Source organism: Methanobrevibacter millerae, assembly GCF_001477655.1.
In the GTDB taxonomy this organism is placed as follows: Archaea; Methanobacteriota; Methanobacteria; order Methanobacteriales; family Methanobacteriaceae; genus Methanocatella; species Methanocatella millerae_A.
The window spans coordinates 2,192,466-2,213,053 of record NZ_CP011266.1 but is presented as its reverse complement, the minus strand read 5'-3'; the positions used below and the strand labels follow the sequence as shown (position 1 = coordinate 2,213,053).

Sequence of the window (20,588 nt, the reverse complement as noted above, 5' to 3'; positions counted from 1 at the left end):
GGTTGAATAATGTCTTTTTTAAGTAAAATTTTTAATAAAGGTCCTAAGCCTATTATTGCTCATTCTAAAGAAGGTAATTTGGCAAATTTAAAAGCTCAAAGAGCAGGACCCGCAAGTCCTGGTGCTGTTAAGAAGCCTGATGTTTTTTATGTGACAGCTTCTGTTGAATTAGGTAACACTACTACCAAATGTATTGTTATGGCTACTAATTTGAACACCAGCGAGTCTTATTTGTTAAATAAAACTGTTAAAATGACTCGTGACATCAGACCGCCTAAAGCCAATGAGGAAGTTTTCGGTAAAACTGTTTGGGGTATTGAACTTTCCAAAGAGGCTGTAACTGAGCTTGTTCGTGATACTGTTTTGGAAGCTTTAAGGAAATGTCATGTCGATAAAGACGAAGATTTGGATTTTGTTGTTAGATCTACTGGTGTTACTGCAGGTTTTGCAACTGCTGAGGAAGCAGGTCAATTGATTATTGCTCTTGCTGACGGTTGTCTTGAAGCGGATATTCCTCCACGTAAGATGTCTCCTGCAATGGGTATTTCACAGCTTCCTGAAAGATTGCAAAAACATTCCCTTTTGGAAAACATTCTCTTTGACGGTGCTGTTGTAAGTGTTGTTCCTCCTGAAGGAAAAGAAACAGTTGCAAATGAGATGGAAGGTGAACTTGTAACAGCAGGTATTAAATTAGGTGCTAAATGGACAGATGTTGACTATAGAAATCCTTGTGTGTCACTGGATTTTGGTTCCACTTTGGCAGGTCGTATAGTTAACGATAATGAACCTTATGCGAACACTGTTGGAAACTTTTTAGGTTTGGCAGGTGTTGTAAGTGATTCCTTGGCTAGAGGTTCAGGTAAAATCGATAAGAAAAATGGTGCAGCTTTAGATTTATACAATGAAAAAGATGCTAAGAAAGGAGATAAGAAAAAAGCTGAAGCCAATGCATTGGAAGCTCATAAATTAATCAATATTCAAAAAGTTCCTATGGACGTTGACAGATTCGGTACTGTTCCGGTAAATCCTGTTGCCGCTGATGCTGCAGGTACCACATTAATAGGCTGTGATGTTGGTTTCAATGGAGATAAACTTCCGGAACTGATGGAATTGGGTGCACAATTCTATGATGAGGATGGTGTAGGTACTTTACTTTCCACTTTGGATTATGTAAGTACAAACATTGTTACCCGTGTATTGGATGTTGCATTTAAGGAAAATGTTATTGTTCCAGGTTCTGCATTAGGTATTACTGGAAGGGCAGGTATTACGGGACGCAAACCTGAATTGATTTTAGAGGCTGTTCAGGATAAATTTGAAAATGTTGTTTTTGTTGAAGATGGTCTTGCATTAGGTTCTGCTATTATGGCACGTTGTATGAATTCAATGGGTACTCCAAAAGTTCCTATTGGAGGTAAACAAGGTGGCAGATGCATATTGAAAGATCGTATGAAAATGGCTGGCGGCAAATTCGCTTAGTGGTTTGTTATGATTTATTCAATTGTGATGGCTGGAGGTAGAGGAACACGACTCAAAACTCCAGTCGAAAAACCTCTTTTTAAATTACACAATAAACCATTAATTAAATATGTACTTGACAATTTGAATTCCTCTAAATTAGTTGAAAAAATAATTATTGCCACTAGTCCAAACACTCCAAAAACCAGAGATTACATAAGAGATTTTGATTATGAAATTCTAGACACTCCAGGTGTTGACTATTTGCATGATTTGTCTTTTATTTTGGATTTTTTTGAAGGCAAATCTCCAAACGACATACTGCTTTTTATTAATGCGGATCTGCCTTTCATTTATGGTGAATGCATTGACTATATTTTAAATTCTTATTTTAATCAGGACAAACCTGCATTGTCCACACTCATTCCTGTAGATATTTTTAATGATTTGGGCATGGTATATGAATATGAGTATCAGGGTTTGGTTCCTGTTGGTGTTAATATTTTAAAGAGTATTAATGAAGTGCAGGATGAGACTCAATTGGTTATTAATAGACAGGAGCTTGCATTTAATATTAATACGCTTCAAGATGCGGATGTTGCAAACAAATTATACTTTTAAATATGATGAAAAATAATATATAATACATAATAATTTAATTATATTTATCAGGTGATTTGATGGAAAATAAACAAATTCCTAAAAGAGAAGAAAAATTATGGAGTGAAATTAGAAACTACCAGGTAGCAACCAACAATGCTCGTATACTTGGTGTTTTGGATGAACTTATTATCAACGAAAAGACAGGTAAAATTGTTGATATTGCAATCCGTGTAGAAGCAGATCGCAATATTCATGTAAAAGGTGCTAAAAGAAATGGAGACTTATTGTTAGTTCCTTTCGCTAAAGTGGAAAAAGTCGGTGAGTTCATTATTGTAACTGAATAATTTTTCAGTTATTTTCTATTTTTTTTAATCTTTATTATAAAACATTGTTATTTAATTAATATTAGGTGATATTTTATGTTACTTGAAATTGAAAATTTGGCTGTTGAAGTCGGGGGAAAAAGGGTTTTAAAAGATATAAACCTTTCAATTGCAGAAGGAGAAACCCATGTTCTTTTAGGGCCAAATGGTGCTGGAAAAAGTACTTTATTTTTAACTATATTGGGATTTCCTCAATATAATGTCGTAAATGGTACTATTAAATTTAAAGGTCAGGATATTACAAATTTATCCACTGCAGAACGTGTACAGTTAGGTATTGGTGTAAGTTTCCAAACTCCACCTTCAATCAGAGGTGTATCTGTAAGGGACTTGCTTAAAATAGAATCCCATCAGGATATGGATGAGGAATTGAACCCTAGAATGAAAGAATTGGCTACTCAACTCAAATTCAGCGATGAATTCCTGGATAGAGATGTTAATTTCGGATTTTCCGGTGGGGAAGTTAAAAGGTCTGAAATCTTGCAGCTTTTAGCCCAAATGCCTGATTTTACCATGTTTGATGAACCGGATTCCGGTGTGGATATTGAAAATGTTGAATTGCTTGCTTCTGAAATTGGTACTTTGCTTGATAAGGATAAGCCTCAAGGAAGCAGAGTCAGAAGTGGCCTTTTGATTACTCATTTAGGATATATTTTAAACTTTGTCAGTGCCGATAAGGCACACGTATTGATGGACGGTAAAATTTCCTGTTCAGGAAACCCTACTGAAATTCTTGAAGATATTAGGAAAAATGGATTTAATGGATGTGTTGAGTGTGCGCAATGTTTATAGTGATGCTGAAAAAGCAATTAATAAAAAAGCTGCAATCGGAGCAGATATTACAATAGAAAACTTCACTGATGAAGATGTAAATGCTTTGGATTTACTTGATGATTTGGATGATGTTGACAAAAAAACCAAAAACACCTTATTGAAAGTTGGTGTTGACACTGAAGAAAACAATCGTTCAGGATCATTTTTGCAAATGGACCAGACTAACGTATTCACCAACAACTCAATGTCCAATTCTGTTGAAGTTATGAATATGGCAGTTGCACTTGATAAATATAGCTGGTTAGATGATTATCTTTGGAAAGTTGTAAAACCTGATGCTGATAAATATACTGCTAAAACTGCTTTAAGGGAACAGGAAAGTGGTGTTACCAGCGGATACTTTGTACGTTCACTTCCAGGAACCAAAGAGGTAATGCCTGTTCAGGCATGTATGTTCATCAGTGATGAGGATATTATGCAGACAGCACATAATGTAATCATTGCTGAGGAAAACTCAGAGCTTCACCTTATTACCGGATGTGCAACCGGTGATGATGTGGCTTCAGCAATGCATGTCGGAGTATCTGAAATGTATTTGAAACCAGGTTCAAAAATTACTTTTACTATGGTTCACAATTGGGCTGAACAGGTTGAAGTACGTCCTAGAACTGGTGTTAAACTAATGGATAACTCAACTTACATTAACAATTATATTTTAACCAGTCCTGTTTCAACTATCCAATCTTATCCTACTGCTTATTGTGACGGTAAAAATTCAAGAGCAATTTTCCAATCCATTCAGGGAGGTAAGAAAGATTCTATTATTGATGTTGGATCTCGTGTATTATTGAATGCTCCTAATGCTAGAGGAGAAGTTATTTCAAGAGCGGTATCTCAGGATGAATCCAAAATCTATTCCAGAGGGCATTTGTCAGGTACTGTTCCTGGTGTTAAAGGACACCTTGAATGTCATGGTTTAGTTTTATCTGATGACAGTATGATATATGCTGTTCCTGAACTTGAAGCAAGTTCTGCAAATCTTGAAATGTCTCACGAAGCTGCTGTCGGTAAAATTTCAGAAGAAGAAATCAATTATTTGACTTCAAGAGGTATTACTGAAGAAGATGCAGAGTCCATGATTGTAAGGGGATTCTTAAACATGGATATTACTGGCCTTCCTGATGAATTGGCGGCTCAAACTCAAATGATGATTGATATGAGTGTAGATGGAATGTAAATTCCATTTTTTCTATTTTTTTAAAAATTTTGTTTCATAGTATATAAACTTTTTGGCTTTTTTTTCTAAGTAACCTTTATATTAATTATTATAGTAATATAATAATCAGTACATTAATGTTATGCTGAGCTAGCTCATTAAAGTACATAAATTGTGAAATTAAGGCAAACCTAAACTTTTTGTCTTAAAAAACGATTTTAAAATTTTTTAAAAAATTCTAAAATTGGAGTTTGAAAGGAGAAATCTTTTCAAAACAAAAAATAAAATAAAAAAATTTGATAGAGGAGGAAAAACTCTATGGCTGATGATGTAAAAATTGTAATGTTTTGTTGCAACTGGTGTTCCTATGGAGGAGCAGACACAGCTGGTACTGCACGTATGCAATACCCACCGAATATTAGAGTTATTCGTGTAATGTGTTCTGGAAGAATTGACCCACAATTTGTTTTAAAAGCATTTAAAGAAGGTGCTGACGGTGTATTTGTAGCAGGATGCCACATGGGTGACTGCCACTACGACGCTGGTAACTATAAATTAGATCGTAGAATGAGATTAATTTATAAATTGGTTGAAGATATGGGAATTGGAAAAGAAAGAGTACACCACGACTGGATTTCCGCATCCGAAGGTGAAAAATTCTCTAAAGCTGTTAACATGATGGTTAACAGAATTAAAGATTTAGGTCCAGCTCCATTAAAAGACCAATTAAATGTTGAAGGATAAATTGGAGGAGTTATTTATGGCAGATAAAGTAAAAATAGGAACTATGTGGTTAGGCGGATGTTCCGGTTGCCACTTATCAATTGCAGATTTCCACGAATCTTTAATTGATATCATGGAATTAGCTGATTTCGAATTCTCTCCAGTTCTCATGGATACTAAATATGATGAAGTACCTGAATTGGACATTATTATCGTTGAAGGTGGAATCAGAAACGACGAAAACAGGGAATTAGCTGAAATGTTAAACGAAAAATCTAAGATGGTTATCGCTTACGGAACTTGTTCTTGCTACGGTGGTATTCCAGGTCTTGGAAACTTATGGACCGTTGATGAATTAGAAGAAGAAGCTTACATTAACTCCGTATCAACTGTTAACCCTGAAGGTATCATCCCTCATGAAGATGTACCTCACTTAGAAAGCAGAGTTAGACCATTAAGTGAAGTTATGGATATTGATTTAATTATCCCAGGTTGTCCACCACGTTCCGACGTAGTGGCTGAAGCAGTTTTAACCTTATTAAACGGTGAAACTATAGAATTACCTGCTACTAACTTATGTGAAGTATGTCCTAGAGAAAAACCACCTGCTGGTTTAGCTATGGACTTCATTAAAAGACAATTTGAATTAGGTAAACCTGAACCTGATTTATGTTTAATTACCCAAGGTTTAGTCTGTATGGGTCCTGCAACCGTATCATTATGTGGTGCAGAATGTCCTTCCATTGCTATCCAATGTAGAGGATGTTACGGTCCTACTTCTAAAGTATTAGACCAAGGTGCAAAAATGATCAGTGCAATTGCATCTGACTACGGTGTAAACGAAGATAAAACAGTCGACCCTGAAACTGTTGCTGATCAATTGGACGATATTGTAGGTACTTTCTACACTTACACATTACCTGCAGCATTAGTACCAATGAAAATGCAAAAAGGAGGAGAATAAAATGGTTAAACTTACTATGGAACCTGTTACTCGTATTGAAGGACACGCAAAAATTACTGTCCACCTTGACGATGCTGGAAATGTTGAAGAAACAAGATTACATGTTATGGAATTCAGAGGATTCGAAAAATTCTTACAAGGTCGTCCTGTTGAAGAATTAGCAAGGATCGTACCTCGTATCTGTGGTATTTGTGATGTACAACACCACTTAGCAGCTGCAAAAGCAGTTGACCAAATTTTCGGTTTCGATGATTATGAAATCTTACCTACTGCATACAGAATGAGAGAAATTATGAACTGGGGATCATACATGCACTCCCACGCACTTCACTTCTACTTCTTAGCAGCACCGGATTTAATCATTCCTAACGGAACCAGAAAAACTAGAAATGTTTTCCAAGTTATTAAAGATATGCCTGAAGTAGCACTTCAAGCTATTAACATAAGAAGAAACGGTTTAGAAATCGTTAGAAAAATCGGTGGTCGTCCTATTCACCCAACTTCATCCACTCCTGGTGGTATCTCAACTGAATTAGACGATGAAACTCAAAAAGACTTATTACAAAGAGCAAAAACCAACGTTGAATTAGCACAAGCTACTTTAGACTTAGCTCTCCCTGTATTTGAAGAAAACATCGACTTAATCTCTTCTTTAGGTAACTTCGGTGACACCAGACACTGTGGTCTCGTAAAACCTGATGGAACTTGGGATGTATATAACGGTAACGTAAGATTCAAAGACAAAGATGGAAGTGACCTCTTCGAATACCGTAACGAAGAATACACTGACATTGTTGCAGAACATGTAAAACCTTACTCCTGGTTAAAATTCCCTTACATTAAAGAAATGGGATACCCAGAAGGTATTTACAGAGTTGCTCCATTATCTAGGATCAACGTTTGTGACAAAATGCCAGATGAAGCTCCATTAGCTCAAGCTGCTCTTAAAGACTTCCGTGATGCTTTCGGATATGCTCAAGCACCATTATTATTCAACTATGCTAGACTCATTGAATTATTAGCATCTGCTGAATGTGCTGCTAACGCATTAGAAGAAGATTTATCTGGTCAAAAATTCCCTGATGAATTAGAAAGAACCGAAGGTAAAGGTGTAGGTATTGTAGAAGCTCCTCGTGGTACTTTAATCCACCATTACGAATCTGATGACAATGGATTAACCACTAAAGCTAACATTGTTGTAGCTACTATCCAAAACAACCCTGCTATGGAAATGGGTATTCACAAAGTAGCTCAAGACTACATCAAACCAGGTATGGAAGTTGGCGACGAAATCTTCAACTTAATGGAAATGGTTATCAGAGCATACGACCCATGTTTATCCTGTGCTACTCACACCATGGACAGTCAAATGAGATTAGCTGAAGTAAATATTGTAGACAGTGAAGGAAACCTCATTAAAAAATTCTAGATTTAAGGGGGTTTTTGTAAATGATTATAATTAACGATGATGGCTGTATTAAATGTGGTGCATGTGAAGGTACATGTCCTACATCAGCTATTGAATTAACACCTACTACAATTATTCACTGTGACACTTGTGGCGGCGAACCAAAATGTGCTGATGTTTGTCCAAATGGTGCACTTAAAGTGGAAGACTACGAAATTGCTGAAGGTATTGAACAAGCAAGATTAGTATTCAACTCCATCTTATGTGATTCCTGTGGTAAATGTGAAGAAGTCTGTCCACAAGAAACAATTGTTGTTACTGAAGAAAAATTAAAAGAAGTAAAAGGTTTCTGTGTAATGTGTCAAAAATGTGTTGACATTTGCCCAGTAGATGTAATTGGAATTCCTGGTGTTGTTGAACCTAAAGAATACGATTTAGACTTATCCGGTAAAGGACCTGTTTACATCGCAGATTGTGTTGGATGTGGAACTTGTGTAGAACCATGTCCTGTAGGCGCAATTTCCCTCGATGAATACGGAACTCCTATTACTGTCGATGACGACAAATGTATCAGATGTGGTTTATGTTCACAAACTTGTCCTTGGAATGCAATCTTCATCTCCGAGAAAAAACCTGTTAAACGTGAAAAAGAAATCAAATCTTTCAATTTCGCTGCTTCAAAATGTATCGGTTGTAACACTTGTATCGAAGCTTGTCCTGGTGACTTTATTAAACCAAACAGCGGAGATTTAACTGTTCAAATTCCGGAAGTATGTGCTGCATGTAGCTTATGTGTAAACCTCTGTCCTGTTGACGCATTAGAAATTGATGTTGAATGGGGTGAAGGTGCACCTGTGGATGCTGAAGGAATTGGCCGTGACGTTGAAAAATGTGACTTTATTGGTGCATGTGCTAACAAATGTCCAACAGAAGCTATTCGTGTTGTAACAAAAACAGGTATGTGTTGCCCATCCTTAGAAGAAACTGGCGGAGATCCATCTTTTGCAAGTTGTATTAGATGTGGAGCTTGTGCTTCAGTTTGTTCAAACAACGCATTAAACATTGGATCTATTGAAGTAACCATCGATGGTGAACCTGTCCTCAGAGACAGAATCGAATTCAACCCATCCAAATGTGATGCATGCGGTGACTGTATCAGTGCTTGTCCTTACGACATGCTCCACAAAACAGACAATCCTAAATTACCAATTGCAGGATTCTGTACCTTATGTGGTCAATGTATTGAAGCATGTCCGGCAGATGCACTTTGTTACAAATAGGTGTTTTAACACCTATTTATTTTCTTTTTTTCTAAATAATATTTTCAGATTCTTTTAAAAATTCTATTACATTCATATTTATTATTCCGTCTTGGGAGTAATCTTCACGATCTGTTGTTATTATATATTTCGGATAATTGTCTTTTAGTTTAAGCAATGGTCTAATTTCTCTTTTTCGTGTTTCATCATTTTTTATTTCATAAGAAACTTGAATATACGCTTTTTTGTTATTTTTTCTTATGATGAAATCTATTTCATAATCTTTTATTCTTCCTATTGTAATCTTATAGTTAAGCCTTAATAGTTCCAGATAAACAATGTTTTCCAAAAGTTTTCCTTTCTTTTGTTGTTTTTCTTCAAGATTAGATTTATAAAACCCTGAATCTATCAGATAATATTTCTCAGAATTATTTATTTCCTTTAGTCCAATGGCATCTTCTCGTGTTACTTTTGATATGAAATAACTTTTTTCCAAATATTCTAAATAATTGTATATGGTATTTGGTGTGATTGACAGTTTTTCCTGTTTTAAATGTTTATAAATTGAATTGGCAGAAATTAAATTTCCTGTATTTTCTATAAGATATTTTGTGATTCTATTTAACAATCCAATATTTCTAATCTGATATCTTTCTATAATGTCATGCAAAAATATTGAGGAATATAAATCTTGAAGAATTGCCTGCTTATCTTTAATGTCTGCTGATATGGCTAAAGGTAATCCCCCATATTCTAAATATTCATCAAATAAATTTTCAATATCTGTTTTTAATTTATTTTTAAATAATATTTCATGCTTCAGTTCTTTTTTATAATCCAAAAATTCTTTAAATGAAAAAGGATACATTTTGATTTTTGTATATCTTCCGGTTAATAATGTGGCTAATTCCTTTGATAATAGTTTTGAGTTAGATCCTGTAATGTATATGTCTATATTGTATGCTTTATAGTATCCGTTAATGCTTTTTTCCCATTCTGAAATATTTTGAATCTCATCTATTATCAAATATTTTTTTGATTGTTTTCTTCAAGTTTTGGGATTAAAATTTCATCCAGTTCATTTCTTTTTTCAATATAATTATATTTCGGATGTTCTAAATCTATATGGATTATGTTTTCATCTTTAATGTTTTTATTTTTTAATTCATTGATAAATAAATCTAAGAAATAAGATTTTCCACATCTTCTTATTCCAGTAATTATTTTAATTACATCTAAATCAATTAATCTCAATATCCTTTCCATATATAAATTTCTCTTTACCATAAGCACACATCTATATTTCACGCTCTGTCTTTTTTATAATATAAATTTATTCTATAAGATAAGTTTTTCATTATTTTTGTAAAAATTTATCTTATAAAATAAGTTTCTGAAATATTCATAATTAAATATAATATGGTGAGGTTAATCATAAGGTTTTTAAAAAGCGTTTAAACATTATCAAAGACAACTTTTCCTGCCACTATTGTCATGACTGGAGCGCCTTTATATTCCCATCCGTCAAATGGTGAGTATTCCGCTTTTGTCTGGAATGTTGTAATGTCGAACTTCCCTTCACGGTTCAAGTCAAGAACAGTAAAGTCAGCATCCTTTCCAACAGCAATTTCTCCTTTTGTTTTCAGGTCAAATACCTTCGCAGCATTTGTTGAAAATATCCTTTCAATAAGGTTTAAGTCAAGATTTCCTTTATTGACTTCCGTTAAAAGCAGGCTCACCACAGTTTCAAGTGATGGAATTCCCGGGGATGATGTAAACACTCCTTTTTGTTTTTCATCCAATGTGTGTGGTGCATGATCGGTTCCGATTATTGAATTTTCATCGATGTCTGAAATTTTCACCCTTTTGTCCTCAGGCCTTAGCGGAGGGTTGGTCTTGACCATTGTGCCGTAGGTATTGAATGCACTGTTGTCAAGCAGTAGGTGGTGAGGTGTAAACTCATAACTTATATTGTTTTTACGAGCAATATTTAATGCATTTTTACTTGATAAGTGACAAATATGCAATCGTAAATTGTTTTTGCTTGCAAGCTCAATAGTTTGTTTCACTGATTCATCTTCAGATGTATATGGTCTGGCATAAGAATAGTCAATTGGGTCATTTGAGTCTTTAAGCTCTTCGGTCTTTTCACTTACAATGCTTCTTTTTTCACAGTGTGTTGCTACAAGCCCGTTATATGATGTGTTATCTTTTAATTGTCCTAAATTAGAGAAAATTTCTTCCAGACTTTCATCTGTTTCCAAATCCATGAATACCTTAAATGATATTGGATTCAATTCCATCATCCTGCACATTTCATCCAAATCGTTATGTCCAGCCTGCAGGTAGAAGTTGACGCATGACTTCTTGGATGCGATATCCATTTTTTCTTTAAGGGCTTTGTATGTATTTGTTTTAGGCAATGTGTTCGGCATGTCAATAACAGTAGCAAATCCTCCATGTGCTGCTGCAAGGCTTCCTGTCTTAAAGTTTTCCTTTGCGGTCAGTCCCGGATCTCTAAAGTGAACATGCGGATCGATAAAACCTGAAAGAAGATAATTTGATTTTATATCAATCACATTATCTGCCTTAAGATTTTCTTTGGTGATTTCTTTGATTTTTCCCTCATCGACGCCGATGTTATACTCGCCGTTCTTTCCAATTAATTTGGAGTTTTTAATTACTAAATCTAACATATTAATTAATTATTGCTTATTATAAATATTACTTTTTATTTTTAATGAAATATGTTGTTAGTAGAATGGATGATGTTTAATTGGACTTTAATTCCATCCAAGATTTTAGTTGAAAATGCGATGCATAATTTGATTATATGATAGGTGAGGATTAATTTTAATTAATCACTTTTTTGATTAAATTGTATGAAAAACATCAGTCCATTTTTGTGGACTTTTGTTTTGTGCTATAATTCAATAATTAATTTTAGTGATTAAAAATGAAAATAAACGAATAATATTTGGAATTTAAAATTATGAAAAATGGACTTTTATTTTACCTTATATTTTAATTATAAATATGATTCATAATTTTAATAATTTGGTACTGATTATTTTCTTTAATTTAAGGAATATTTAATTTAAATAAATAAAAAATAACAGTCCATAATTATGGACTATATGAAATAACAATATGAATTTTTAATTTTCTTTCTATATATTAATTCTTTTTCTAATAATTCTGATAAATCTCTTTTACTGGTGGTCGAAGAAATATCAAAAAATTCCGAATAGCTTTTATGTGAAAAATTAATATTTTCACTAAACATTTTCTCTAATGCAGTTATTTGGCGATTATTTAAATTTAAATAATTGGATTTAATATGTTGTTTTATATTTTTAGGAAGTATTAACTTACCGTTAGGACCTCTAAGAATGACTTTAAAATAATGTTCATTTATAAATTCGGGTTCGGGTAAATTGAATTCATGCATTTCATGTCTCATTCTAGTTATTCCAGTACCAATATGCTCCATATACTTTGTTTTTTCAAGTATTCTACAAATTTTCTTGTTTCTATGTCTTGGAACAATATCAATACCTAATTTTTCAACAGTTAAAGGGAAAGGTAATTTTCCAGGACTAACAATTTCAATGCGGTCATCATAAATATAAAAAGTGATACATCCATCAGTTAATGTATAATCTCTATGGGCAATTGCATTAATAAATGCTTCACGAACAGCTTCAATAGGATACTCGGGTATGGAAACTTTTTTCCAACCTTTAACTGTACCGCCTAAACGTGTATTTCTATCAAAAAAATTATTAAAATCTTCAATTAATTTGAAAAATGATTTGTATGAAAATAATTTATCAATGATATCGACTGGTTCAATTCCATTGAACCTTACCATTTTAATTTCATGTTCAATATCAAATTTAGTAATGTCTTTTGCAAAAAATAAAGCTCCTGCTTTATTTAAATGAAATGTATCATTATAATCAATTTTGCCAGCACCAATATATTCTAAAATTTTATCTAATTCACGAACATCAAACAATTCTTTTATTTTAGAATCTTCTAAAACATTTTTGAATAATTCTAATGCTTCATTATCAACATCATCAATTGTTGATTCCATTAAAATTTCACTATCGAAATCAGTACTTTCTAATTTATTATTAATAAATTCTTTAATAACTTTTTTTACTTCATTTAGTAATTCTTCTTTAGTTGTAAAGTTTTTATATTTGTTTAATGGTCTGATTCTATCAAGAAATGCTTGTGATTTTTCATCTCTAGTATCACATTTATAAATAAAGAAATAATCATCATGTTTTTTGGAAGTATATACATTATATTCATATTCTGTTGCTGAAATTCAATCTTTATAGATATTTCCGTAATGTTGGCCAATTAATCCAATATAGATGTCTGATTGCTCAATTTCATTAATAAATACTTCATCAGATGGTAATGAGCTTGCTTTATCTTCTTCAAATACATATAATTTAATTGTTTCATTAAAAAATGAATCTTTATTTAATTCATCATAAAGAAATTTTCTTTCTTCAGAAAATTCTGTTTGATTACTACTGATAAAAACTTTAACAACCATAAATATAGTTATAATAGAGACATAATATAAAATTTGGCTTTTTTAAAAAGCAATATTGGCATTAGCTAGTAAAATTGTAATCAATCAGTAATATTATTTAAAAAATCTGATTAAGGTTTGTTTTATTGTTTGGAAATTATAAGTAATTATTTAAATATCTTGACTTTTATATTTTCTATCATGAGTCTTTTAAGTGAAATTTCAAAAAGGGATACGGATTTGTTTTATGAGTATTTGGACATTGAGGAAAAAACTTCCCAGGCCACATCTGATGTCAAACTGGTGGCCGATTTTACAGAGTACAATCCTTTACATAACGGTCATTATCATTGCATGAAAACGGCAAGGTCCAAGGTTAAGGACTCACTTTTCGTAGCTATTGTGCCTGGACTATTTGAAAGAAGTGGGAGAGGTATCCCATATATATTGCCTCGCCAAAAAAGAGCGGAAATTGCAGTTTCACTTGGGGCAGACATTGTAGTTGAAGGTCCTCCGATGGGACTTATGGGATCAGGCCAATATTCTCTATGTCTGTGTAAGATGTTCAAGGCACTGAACACTGATTTTATTCCCCGCGGATACAATCCAGTAGAAGGATTCGATGAAATCATGAAAAGAATCAACCAGGGCCATCACATAGCACCAAAGCCATATAAAATTGTTGACAAGACAACCGGTGAGATTTTACTTAAGGATAAATTAAAGGAAGACAACTATGTAATAACCTCATTTGCCAATTCTTTGTCAAAAATAGGATTTGACTACACTAATAAATTTATATTTGTTGAAAGAATTGAAGGCGTAAGCGGCACACGGATACGTGAAGCAGTAATGAGCGGAAAATTTGATGATGTGGCTGACATGATGCCCCAAAAGACAATAGATGTCCTAAAAAAGGATAAGGACTCAATCATTTTTGGAAAGCGTCTGGAAGATAAGATAGTGGATAATGCAAATAACATGGATTTGGGCTCTTTAAATATGCTTAATGAAAAACTGGCTTCACAGATAGAATCTAAAAAAACATTTGACACTGTAGAAGATGTTATGGATGCAATTCCCCAAGGATTTTCAACACATTTTAAGGAAAGGATTTTAAGCATATTGGAAAATCCGATAACAAAAAAAGACATGTCTGATTTTATTGACAAATATCCGTCCCAAATAAGAATATTAAAATATAAAAATGATGAGGTTTTGGAGTTATTCAAAGAGAAAGTAAACACTGAGAATGTATCTCAGTGAGTTAAAGTATTGATTAGTAAACCGGGGTTTCTAAGGCCATAAATCGCATCGATGAATGTTGGATATGTTGCGCTTAATTTGAATAGGTATAATATGTAGAACAATACGATTAGGATTACAATTATCAATATTATTGTTAAGACAATATCGAGAGCGCTGTATGGTTCTTTTTCTTGCTCATAGTTAATATTGTGGAATGATTCTCCTCTGTGTGATTTGCCTTTACCTTTGCTTTGTTCTCTTCTAGCTAATTCTTCACGAATTCTTCTGTCTAAATCATCATCAGCAGCTTGTCTTTCCTGATGAGTGTTTCTTGGTTGATATTCGTGTCTGGTCAGGGAACCGTATTGAGCTTCATCGCGAGCTAACTGTTCATTCAATGGAACTTCCTCTTCATCGAAATACAAGTCATCCAAATATCTTTCATACTTGTCTTCAACAGCTTGTCTTGCTGTAGTCTCTTTAGGCTGATATGAATGATCCGGATAAATGTAGTCATCAGACGGAGGAGCCTGTGGACGTTGTTGGACATAATCATACTCATTTCTTGCCTGGCTTGCAGGCTGGCGGACAACTTCCTGCATCATAGTGTCTTGTTGGACATATTCCTGTCTTGCACCTAAAACAGGTTCCTGCTGCACATATTCCTGTCTTACGTCCTGAACGGGTTCTTTTGGAACTTGATTGCTTTCAATTGCCTCATGAAGAGAAACTTTAGGTTGATAGTTGTCATCATATGTGGATTCAACATTGCCCTCATATTGAATGTTGTCATTAATTTTGTATGGGGAATCATCAGCTATCTTTTGATTGGAAAACTGAACTTCTTCAGGCTGTCTGGTCAGATTTGCCATTTCAATTTTGCTTTCAGGTGATTCCGGTTTTTCAAGTCTGACAGGTTCCGGAGCAGGTTCCGGGGTAGGCTCTTGTTTAGGAGCATTGTCCATGCTGAGACCTACAATCTTTTCTAAACAATCTTTACAATAAACTTTACCGGCTATTTCCAAACCACATTCCTTACAAATGGATTTACCGCAAATAGCGCATACATCTGCACTTTCTCTACTTGGATGATAATAACATTCCATAATATTACACTCTCAATGAATTAATATATTATTAATATTTTTATTTTAAATTATATAATGTTTGTCTTTGATGAGGTAAGTATTGCTTTTGTAAAATAATATTTTATGGATTTATTTTTTAATTTAAAAAATTAAAATTCTTTTTATTTATAACAAATAATTTATTTATTTTTATTTTTAAATTTAATAGTATTCAATAGTAAAAAGTGATATTATACCTTTAAAAATATATGGATAAATATTGGAAAAAATCCTTTGAGGATTATGGAAAATCATTGTAAAAAAAATTATCATGCATAAATGTTGTTGCACATATCCCTTGTTAAAGTGTGCAAATTGAACCTTCCAGCTATAATCGAGATATGGTTTTTTAAAAAAGTAAAAATCATTTTTTGAATTTCACACTCAAGACTAATTTATGATGATTTAGTAAGATTTGCATTCTATGCATATTCATTAAGCAGTAAATATAATGCATATGTTTCTCTCTATGTTGTATGTGGGCATGAAATTAAAAATGCTATAAGTTCCTATTGGATGAAAATAATTCATTTAAGTGATATAGTTTCTCTAAATAATTAGGATGGGGATTAAATATTAGATATCCTTTCAAATAATGTAAAATTGAATAAAAATGACTTAATTTGATGTTTTTGCAATTGTTGTCATCAAAAAACTCAATATATATTTAGCTTAAAAATGCATAGAACTAGCAAACACTATTGAAAATGTGGATAAAAGAAAAATTAATATGATATTTCATATTAAGCATAAAATTTTTCAAAAACAAAAATCAAGCTAAAAATTTGATAAAGTTGATTACAATGAAATATGGTGGATTGAATGATATTGCTTCTCATTAAACCACGAATTTTATTGTAATCGCTATGATGATTAAAGTTATTTTATTGATCGTTTTGATAATATTGTTGTCATAGATAATGTAGAAAGATTATTTAATTGAAGTGATTTTTTCGGATAATATTTCACATGCAATCAAATCATCAATGGTTGCAAGAGTTGTTGTTAAAGATTCATTGTCTATGGTGTATGTGATGGTGTCATTTTCTAATTTTGAATCTAAAAAGTTTTCATTGTCAACTTCAAGAGTTTTGTAGATGATTTCAGCATCTTTTTGTGTTTTAAATTTCAGTTCGATTTTGCTTTTCACTTTCATTGATATTATTTTTATGCTGTTGGTTAATAAATTTATTTTTTAATTTTATGAAAATTTTATGCAATATTTATTAGATATCATTCCTAGAAACTTAAGGATTTAACTTATTTTTAACTATGTTTTCAATATTTAAAACATCTAATTTTTATTTATTTTAATTAAATCAATCATTATTTATTTTAATACTTGTTTAATTACTTTTAATTTACTTATATCTTATTTTAATAATTATTAATAGTTTATTTTAAATATTATTAGTCATATATAATTATATATGTAATTAAAGTTTTTTGATTATGAATTTAGTAGATTGGGGGATTATTTTATGTATTCTTTTGATAGGTTTATCAAAAATTTTTTCGATTTTTTGAGTGTTTTATATCAAAAAGATATATTACTGAAGATAATCGATTTATTAGGGGTAGAAAAATGACTAAAAAAGAATATAATGCATTTATTCTTTCCCAAAGGAGCTGTACTAGTTATATTGAAACTATTAGATTTTTTAATAGGTGGTTGAAGAAAGATTTTAAAACGATTTCTAGCCAGGGAATTGGAAAACAGAAAATGTTTATTGACCCTAAAGTTTTTATTGACATGTGTGAATGTTTTATTGATGAATTATATAATAAATTTCTGGGATTTTCAAAATTTAAAGGATATATTGTTAGTGCTTGTGATGAAAGTATTGTTGATCTTCCAAATGTTACTTTAACGCGTGAAGAATTTCCTGTTGGTGATGAAAACTTGTTAAAAGAAAAAAGAATTCGTGCAAGAGTTTCATGCGTATTAGATGTGCATTCCAAACATATTTTAACTGTAAAAATAGTTGAAACAATAGTAAATGAAATTAATTTAGCAATAGAACATTTAAATAACTTAAAACAAAGATTTGACATCACAAAATTAATTACAATTTATGACCGAGGTTATCCATCAATCGAATTAATGACTAAAAACATTGATTTGAACTCAAAATTTTTAATAAGACTACCAAAAAACGTATTTGCACATCAAATTAAACAAATGAAAACCAATGATGAAATAATACAAATCAACATGACAAACAATAGATTAAACAATTTTAACGATTAAAATTTAAAAGAAAAAGCAAGAAAAATGGGACGACTAGAAATAAGAATAGCAATAATAGATATTGGAAATAAAGAACCAGAAATACTAGCAACAAATTTAACACCCGAAGAATTCTCAACAGAAGATTTAAAAGAATTATATGCAAAAAGATGGACAGTAGAAACAGGATTCGATAGACTAAAAAATTTAATAGAAATCGAAGATTTCAGCGGAATACGAAGACCAATAATCGAACAAGATTTTTACGCACACATATTCATTTATAACCTAGCAATAACCATAAAAAACCACGCAGAAAACAATATAACAAGAACACCCAGAAATAAAGATAAAAAAATAATTTATCAGTCGAATTTCGCAAAAATAACAGGAAATATCTATTTATTCTTCTTTGACATACTATTTGAATCGAGAACAAAAAGAGAAGAAATAATCGATTTTATAATAAAAGAAGCATCCAAAGAACTAACACAATACGAAGAACATCAAGATGAAAAAGAACGAAAAACCCCGGATGTTAATAACAAACATCCAGGAAACAAGAAAAAAACACACTAATCCAAAATTAAACATCAAAGAAAATTAGTGAGTTTTTAAATCTTGTTTAATTTTTTGTTCTCAAATAATATAAAAAACTTACGAAAAATCAATTATCCATACAAAAATAATATAACAATGTTATTAAAAAACAATTATGATGAAAAATTTCATCCAAAAATATATTAAGTTTCTAGGAATGGTCTTTTTAAAAAAGTTATTTTTCAATTGATGTGATTTTTTCAGATAAAATTTCACAAGCTATCAAATCATCAATTGTTGCTAATGTGGTGGTCAATGATTCATTGTTTATTTCATAGGTTATTGTGTTGTTTTCTATTTTGGAATCTAAAAAGTTTTCATTGTCAACTTCGAGGGTATTATATATGATTTCAGCATCTTTTGATGTCTTAAATTTCAATTCGATTTTGCTTTTAACTTTCATTGATATTATTTTTGTACTGTTAGTTAATATAATTTATTTTCTATTTTTTATTCCATAAATTGTCATTAAAATTATTAAAATAAAAAAAGTTATGAATAAATAAAAGATTGCTATATAGTTTCTCATATTAATTAATTTAAAATTTTCATTTATTAATTTTTAGTTAAATTTTTTAATTTCATAAAAATTTTATACAAAATTTATTAAATATGATAACATTTATTAATGATTAAAATTATAAATTTAAGTATTCTATTTATTATATAATTTTTATTTTGGAGGAATTTATTATGGTTCGTGCTTATACAAGAAGAGATTATATTAGAAAAACCCCAAATTCAAGAATCGTGCAATACGATATGGGTAATTTAAAAGATGAATTTCCAGTTTCAGTCAGTTTAGCTGTTAAAAAACCAGCTCAAATTAGACACAACTCCTTAGAAGCAGCTCGTATTGCTTCAAACAGATTAATGCAAAGAGCAGCTGGAAGATTAGGATACCACTTAAAATTAAGAGTATATCCTCATCAAATTGTAAGGGAAAACCCAATGGCAACCGGTGCAGGTGCGGATAGGGTACAATCAGGTATGAGAAATGCTTTTGGAAAACCAATCAGTGTTGAAGCTATTGTTAAAAAAGATCAAAAAATCATCACTATTGATGTCCAAGAGAAAAACTTTGAAGATGCTAAATTAGCATTAAAAAGGGCAGGTATGAAATTACCTGTACCTTGTAAAATTGTTGTCGACAAAGGTCAGGAATTAATTAAATAAATTTATTTTTTTAATTCTATTTTTTTCTACTTTTTTTTCGTAATATTTTTAACTATCTTTTAACAGAGTGTATATTATATGTTTGATACAATTAATGAAAAAAAATTTTTATTAAAACAGTTGGTTAAACGGGATTTAACTTCCAAATATAAAGATTCAGTTTTAGGTGTTGTTTGGAGTTTTATAAATCCTTTATGTATAATGCTTATATTTACAGCTATTTTTTCAGTGTTATTTAGATTTCAAATTAAAAATTTTCCAGTTTATTTTTTATCAGGTAGGGTTATTTTTGATTTCTTTATTGCAGCAACTCAAGGTGCGATGTATTCAATTAGGGGCAATGCATCTATTTTGAAAAAAATTTATGTTCCAAGATATATGTTTGCAATTGGATCAATTTCTTATGAATTTATAAATTTTTTAATATCTTTGGTTATATTATTTGGGGTTATGGCTATTACTGGTGCTCCATTTCAAATTACTACAATTTTTGCAATTATTCCAATATTTTTGTTATTTTTAATGATAATTGGTGTTGGATTAATATTGGCAGTATTTAATACGTATTTTTCTGATGTTGGACATATGTATTCAATATTTACTTTATTATTGATGTATGCATCTGCATTATTTTATCCTATGGAAATTGTACCTGCTAATATTCAGATGATTTTTTCATTAAATCCATTGTATGCTGCTATTATTTGTTTTAGAGATTGTGTAATGTATGGGGTATTTCCAGAAATTTCTGTTTTATTATACTTAGCAATATTTTCCGTTATGCTTTTTGCAGTAGGATTTTTAGTATTCAGAATTCATGAGAAAAAATTATTATTAGAATTATGATGGTTTGGTTTTTAA

At 31.4% G+C, this 20,588-nt stretch carries 20 protein-coding genes and 1 pseudogene; 13 read left to right on the top strand and 8 right to left on the bottom strand.

Annotated features, from left to right (window positions below; all coding sequences use genetic code 11):
* Window positions 1-9 precede the first annotated feature (9 nt).
* The 9 genes from SM9_RS09950 to SM9_RS09910 all read left to right on the top strand — a co-directional run bounded on the left by SM9_RS09950 (window position 10) and on the right by SM9_RS09910 (window position 8,809).
* The gene (locus SM9_RS09950) at window positions 10-1,479 is read left to right on the top strand and encodes a methanogenesis marker 14 protein (protein ID WP_058739990.1); all 1,470 of its coding nucleotides are present in this window, start codon (window positions 10-12) and stop codon (window positions 1,477-1,479) included.
* Window positions 1,480-1,488: 9 nt separating this feature from the next.
* Window positions 1,489-2,079 carry an NTP transferase domain-containing protein gene (locus tag SM9_RS09945; protein ID WP_058739989.1) on the top strand — a complete coding sequence of 197 codons (591 nt, stop codon included), beginning with the start codon at window positions 1,489-1,491 and terminating at the stop codon, window positions 2,077-2,079.
* Window positions 2,080-2,138: 59 nt separating this feature from the next.
* Entirely contained in the window at window positions 2,139-2,405 is a 267-nt protein-coding gene (locus SM9_RS09940) for a PRC-barrel domain-containing protein (RefSeq protein WP_058739988.1), read from the top strand.
* 75 nt (window positions 2,406-2,480) lie between these two features.
* A complete protein-coding gene (locus SM9_RS09935) occupies window positions 2,481-3,236 on the top strand; it encodes an ABC transporter ATP-binding protein (RefSeq protein WP_058739987.1) in 756 nt (251 codons plus the stop codon).
* Complete coding sequence (locus SM9_RS09930; protein WP_058740352.1) at window positions 3,205-4,455, top strand: SufB/SufD family protein; 1,251 nt, start codon at window positions 3,205-3,207, stop codon at window positions 4,453-4,455. Before SM9_RS09935 ends, SM9_RS09930 begins: the two co-directional genes overlap by 32 nt.
* A 297-nt stretch (window positions 4,456-4,752) precedes the next feature.
* The gene (locus SM9_RS09925; RefSeq protein ID WP_058739986.1) at window positions 4,753-5,178 is read left to right on the top strand and encodes a hydrogenase iron-sulfur subunit; all 426 of its coding nucleotides are present in this window, start codon (window positions 4,753-4,755) and stop codon (window positions 5,176-5,178) included.
* Between the two features lie 16 nt (window positions 5,179-5,194).
* On the top strand, window positions 5,195-6,121 hold the full coding sequence (locus SM9_RS09920; protein WP_058739985.1) for an NADH-quinone oxidoreductase subunit B family protein: 927 nt from the start codon (window positions 5,195-5,197) through the stop codon (window positions 6,119-6,121).
* Between the two features lies 1 nt (window position 6,122).
* Window positions 6,123-7,550 (top strand): Ni/Fe hydrogenase subunit alpha, encoded by a 1,428-nt coding sequence (locus SM9_RS09915; RefSeq protein WP_058739984.1) that lies wholly within the window; start codon window positions 6,123-6,125, stop codon window positions 7,548-7,550.
* 20 nt (window positions 7,551-7,570) lie between these two features.
* Window positions 7,571-8,809, top strand: a complete 1,239-nt coding sequence (locus SM9_RS09910; RefSeq protein ID WP_058739983.1) for a 4Fe-4S binding protein — start codon at window positions 7,571-7,573, stop codon at window positions 8,807-8,809.
* 31 nt (window positions 8,810-8,840) lie between these two features.
* On the opposite strand, the gene SM9_RS09905 is transcribed toward SM9_RS09910, so the two are convergent.
* The 5 genes from SM9_RS09905 to SM9_RS09890 all read right to left on the bottom strand — a co-directional run bounded on the left by SM9_RS09905 (window position 8,841) and on the right by SM9_RS09890 (window position 13,367).
* Entirely contained in the window at window positions 8,841-9,815 is a 975-nt protein-coding gene (locus SM9_RS09905; RefSeq protein WP_269744787.1) for an ATP-binding protein, read from the bottom strand.
* On the bottom strand, window positions 9,812-10,075 hold the full coding sequence (locus SM9_RS12435; RefSeq protein ID WP_269744786.1) for an AAA family ATPase: 264 nt from the start codon (window positions 10,073-10,075) through the stop codon (window positions 9,812-9,814). The genes SM9_RS09905 and SM9_RS12435 overlap by 4 nt, the downstream gene beginning before the upstream one ends.
* A gap of 167 nt (window positions 10,076-10,242) precedes the next feature.
* Window positions 10,243-11,484 carry a dihydroorotase gene (locus SM9_RS09900; RefSeq protein ID WP_058739982.1) on the bottom strand — a complete coding sequence of 414 codons (1,242 nt, stop codon included), beginning with the start codon at window positions 11,482-11,484 and terminating at the stop codon, window positions 10,243-10,245.
* Between the two features lie 437 nt (window positions 11,485-11,921).
* Window positions 11,922-12,890 carry an ATP-binding protein gene (locus tag SM9_RS09895; protein ID WP_083495898.1) on the bottom strand — a complete coding sequence of 323 codons (969 nt, stop codon included), beginning with the start codon at window positions 12,888-12,890 and terminating at the stop codon, window positions 11,922-11,924.
* 240 nt (window positions 12,891-13,130) lie between these two features.
* A complete protein-coding gene (locus tag SM9_RS09890; protein WP_058739981.1) occupies window positions 13,131-13,367 on the bottom strand; it encodes a DUF4062 domain-containing protein in 237 nt (78 codons plus the stop codon).
* Between the two features lie 180 nt (window positions 13,368-13,547).
* Here SM9_RS09890 and SM9_RS09885 point away from each other — a divergent pair, with 180 nt between their 5' ends.
* Window positions 13,548-14,612 (top strand): nucleotidyltransferase family protein, encoded by a 1,065-nt coding sequence (locus tag SM9_RS09885; RefSeq protein ID WP_058739980.1) that lies wholly within the window; start codon window positions 13,548-13,550, stop codon window positions 14,610-14,612.
* Here SM9_RS09885 and SM9_RS09880 read toward each other — a convergent pair.
* On the bottom strand, window positions 14,606-15,700 hold the full coding sequence (locus tag SM9_RS09880) for an LIM domain-containing protein (protein ID WP_058739979.1): 1,095 nt from the start codon (window positions 15,698-15,700) through the stop codon (window positions 14,606-14,608). The genes SM9_RS09885 and SM9_RS09880 overlap by 7 nt on opposite strands.
* A gap of 952 nt (window positions 15,701-16,652) precedes the next feature.
* A complete protein-coding gene (locus SM9_RS09875) occupies window positions 16,653-16,877 on the bottom strand; it encodes a KEOPS complex subunit Pcc1 (RefSeq protein ID WP_058739978.1) in 225 nt (74 codons plus the stop codon).
* A 429-nt stretch (window positions 16,878-17,306) separates the two neighbouring features.
* Here SM9_RS09875 and SM9_RS12555 point away from each other — a divergent pair.
* Window positions 17,307-18,530: pseudogene (locus tag SM9_RS12555) on the top strand (IS4 family transposase).
* Between the two features lie 196 nt (window positions 18,531-18,726).
* Here SM9_RS12555 and SM9_RS09860 read toward each other — a convergent pair.
* The gene (locus tag SM9_RS09860; RefSeq protein WP_058739975.1) at window positions 18,727-18,954 is read right to left on the bottom strand and encodes a KEOPS complex subunit Pcc1; all 228 of its coding nucleotides are present in this window, start codon (window positions 18,952-18,954) and stop codon (window positions 18,727-18,729) included.
* Between the two features lie 290 nt (window positions 18,955-19,244).
* Between SM9_RS09860 and rplJ the strand changes: the two genes are divergently transcribed.
* Both rplJ and SM9_RS09850 read left to right on the top strand, forming a co-directional pair.
* Window positions 19,245-19,727, top strand: a complete 483-nt coding sequence (gene rplJ / locus SM9_RS09855) for a 50S ribosomal protein L16 (protein ID WP_058739974.1) — start codon at window positions 19,245-19,247, stop codon at window positions 19,725-19,727.
* Window positions 19,728-19,805: 78 nt separating this feature from the next.
* A complete protein-coding gene (locus SM9_RS09850; protein WP_058739973.1) occupies window positions 19,806-20,573 on the top strand; it encodes an ABC transporter permease in 768 nt (255 codons plus the stop codon).
* Window positions 20,574-20,588 lie beyond the last annotated feature (15 nt).

Excerpts from the sequence above, each read along its gene's own strand:
- SM9_RS09880 (WP_058739979.1), bottom strand. The coding sequence starts at position 15,700 with ATGGAATGTTATTATCATCCAAGTAGAGAAAGTGCAGATGTATGCGCT.
- SM9_RS09910 (WP_058739983.1), top strand. The coding sequence starts at position 7,571 with ATGATTATAATTAACGATGATGGCTGTATTAAATGTGGTGCATGTGAA.
- SM9_RS09890 (WP_058739981.1), bottom strand. The coding sequence starts at position 13,367 with ATGGTTGTTAAAGTTTTTATCAGTAGTAATCAAACAGAATTTTCTGAA.
- rplJ (WP_058739974.1), top strand. The coding sequence starts at position 19,245 with ATGGTTCGTGCTTATACAAGAAGAGATTATATTAGAAAAACCCCAAAT.
- SM9_RS09925 (WP_058739986.1), top strand. The coding sequence starts at position 4,753 with ATGGCTGATGATGTAAAAATTGTAATGTTTTGTTGCAACTGGTGTTCC.
- SM9_RS09915 (WP_058739984.1), top strand. The coding sequence starts at position 6,123 with ATGGTTAAACTTACTATGGAACCTGTTACTCGTATTGAAGGACACGCA.
- SM9_RS12435 (WP_269744786.1), bottom strand. The coding sequence starts at position 10,075 with ATGGTAAAGAGAAATTTATATATGGAAAGGATATTGAGATTAATTGAT.
- SM9_RS09875 (WP_058739978.1), bottom strand. The coding sequence starts at position 16,877 with ATGAAAGTGAAAAGCAAAATCGAACTGAAATTTAAAACACAAAAAGAT.
- SM9_RS09860 (WP_058739975.1), bottom strand. The coding sequence starts at position 18,954 with ATGAAAGTTAAAAGCAAAATCGAATTGAAATTTAAGACATCAAAAGAT.
- SM9_RS09935 (WP_058739987.1), top strand. The coding sequence starts at position 2,481 with ATGTTACTTGAAATTGAAAATTTGGCTGTTGAAGTCGGGGGAAAAAGG.
- SM9_RS09945 (WP_058739989.1), top strand. The coding sequence starts at position 1,489 with ATGATTTATTCAATTGTGATGGCTGGAGGTAGAGGAACACGACTCAAA.
- SM9_RS09850 (WP_058739973.1), top strand. The coding sequence starts at position 19,806 with ATGTTTGATACAATTAATGAAAAAAAATTTTTATTAAAACAGTTGGTT.
- SM9_RS09940 (WP_058739988.1), top strand. The coding sequence starts at position 2,139 with ATGGAAAATAAACAAATTCCTAAAAGAGAAGAAAAATTATGGAGTGAA.
- SM9_RS09930 (WP_058740352.1), top strand. The coding sequence starts at position 3,205 with ATGGATGTGTTGAGTGTGCGCAATGTTTATAGTGATGCTGAAAAAGCA.
- SM9_RS09950 (WP_058739990.1), top strand. The coding sequence starts at position 10 with ATGTCTTTTTTAAGTAAAATTTTTAATAAAGGTCCTAAGCCTATTATT.
- SM9_RS09920 (WP_058739985.1), top strand. The coding sequence starts at position 5,195 with ATGGCAGATAAAGTAAAAATAGGAACTATGTGGTTAGGCGGATGTTCC.
- SM9_RS09895 (WP_083495898.1), bottom strand. The coding sequence starts at position 12,890 with ATGGAATCAACAATTGATGATGTTGATAATGAAGCATTAGAATTATTC.
- SM9_RS09900 (WP_058739982.1), bottom strand. The coding sequence starts at position 11,484 with ATGTTAGATTTAGTAATTAAAAACTCCAAATTAATTGGAAAGAACGGC.
- SM9_RS09885 (WP_058739980.1), top strand. The coding sequence starts at position 13,548 with ATGAGTCTTTTAAGTGAAATTTCAAAAAGGGATACGGATTTGTTTTAT.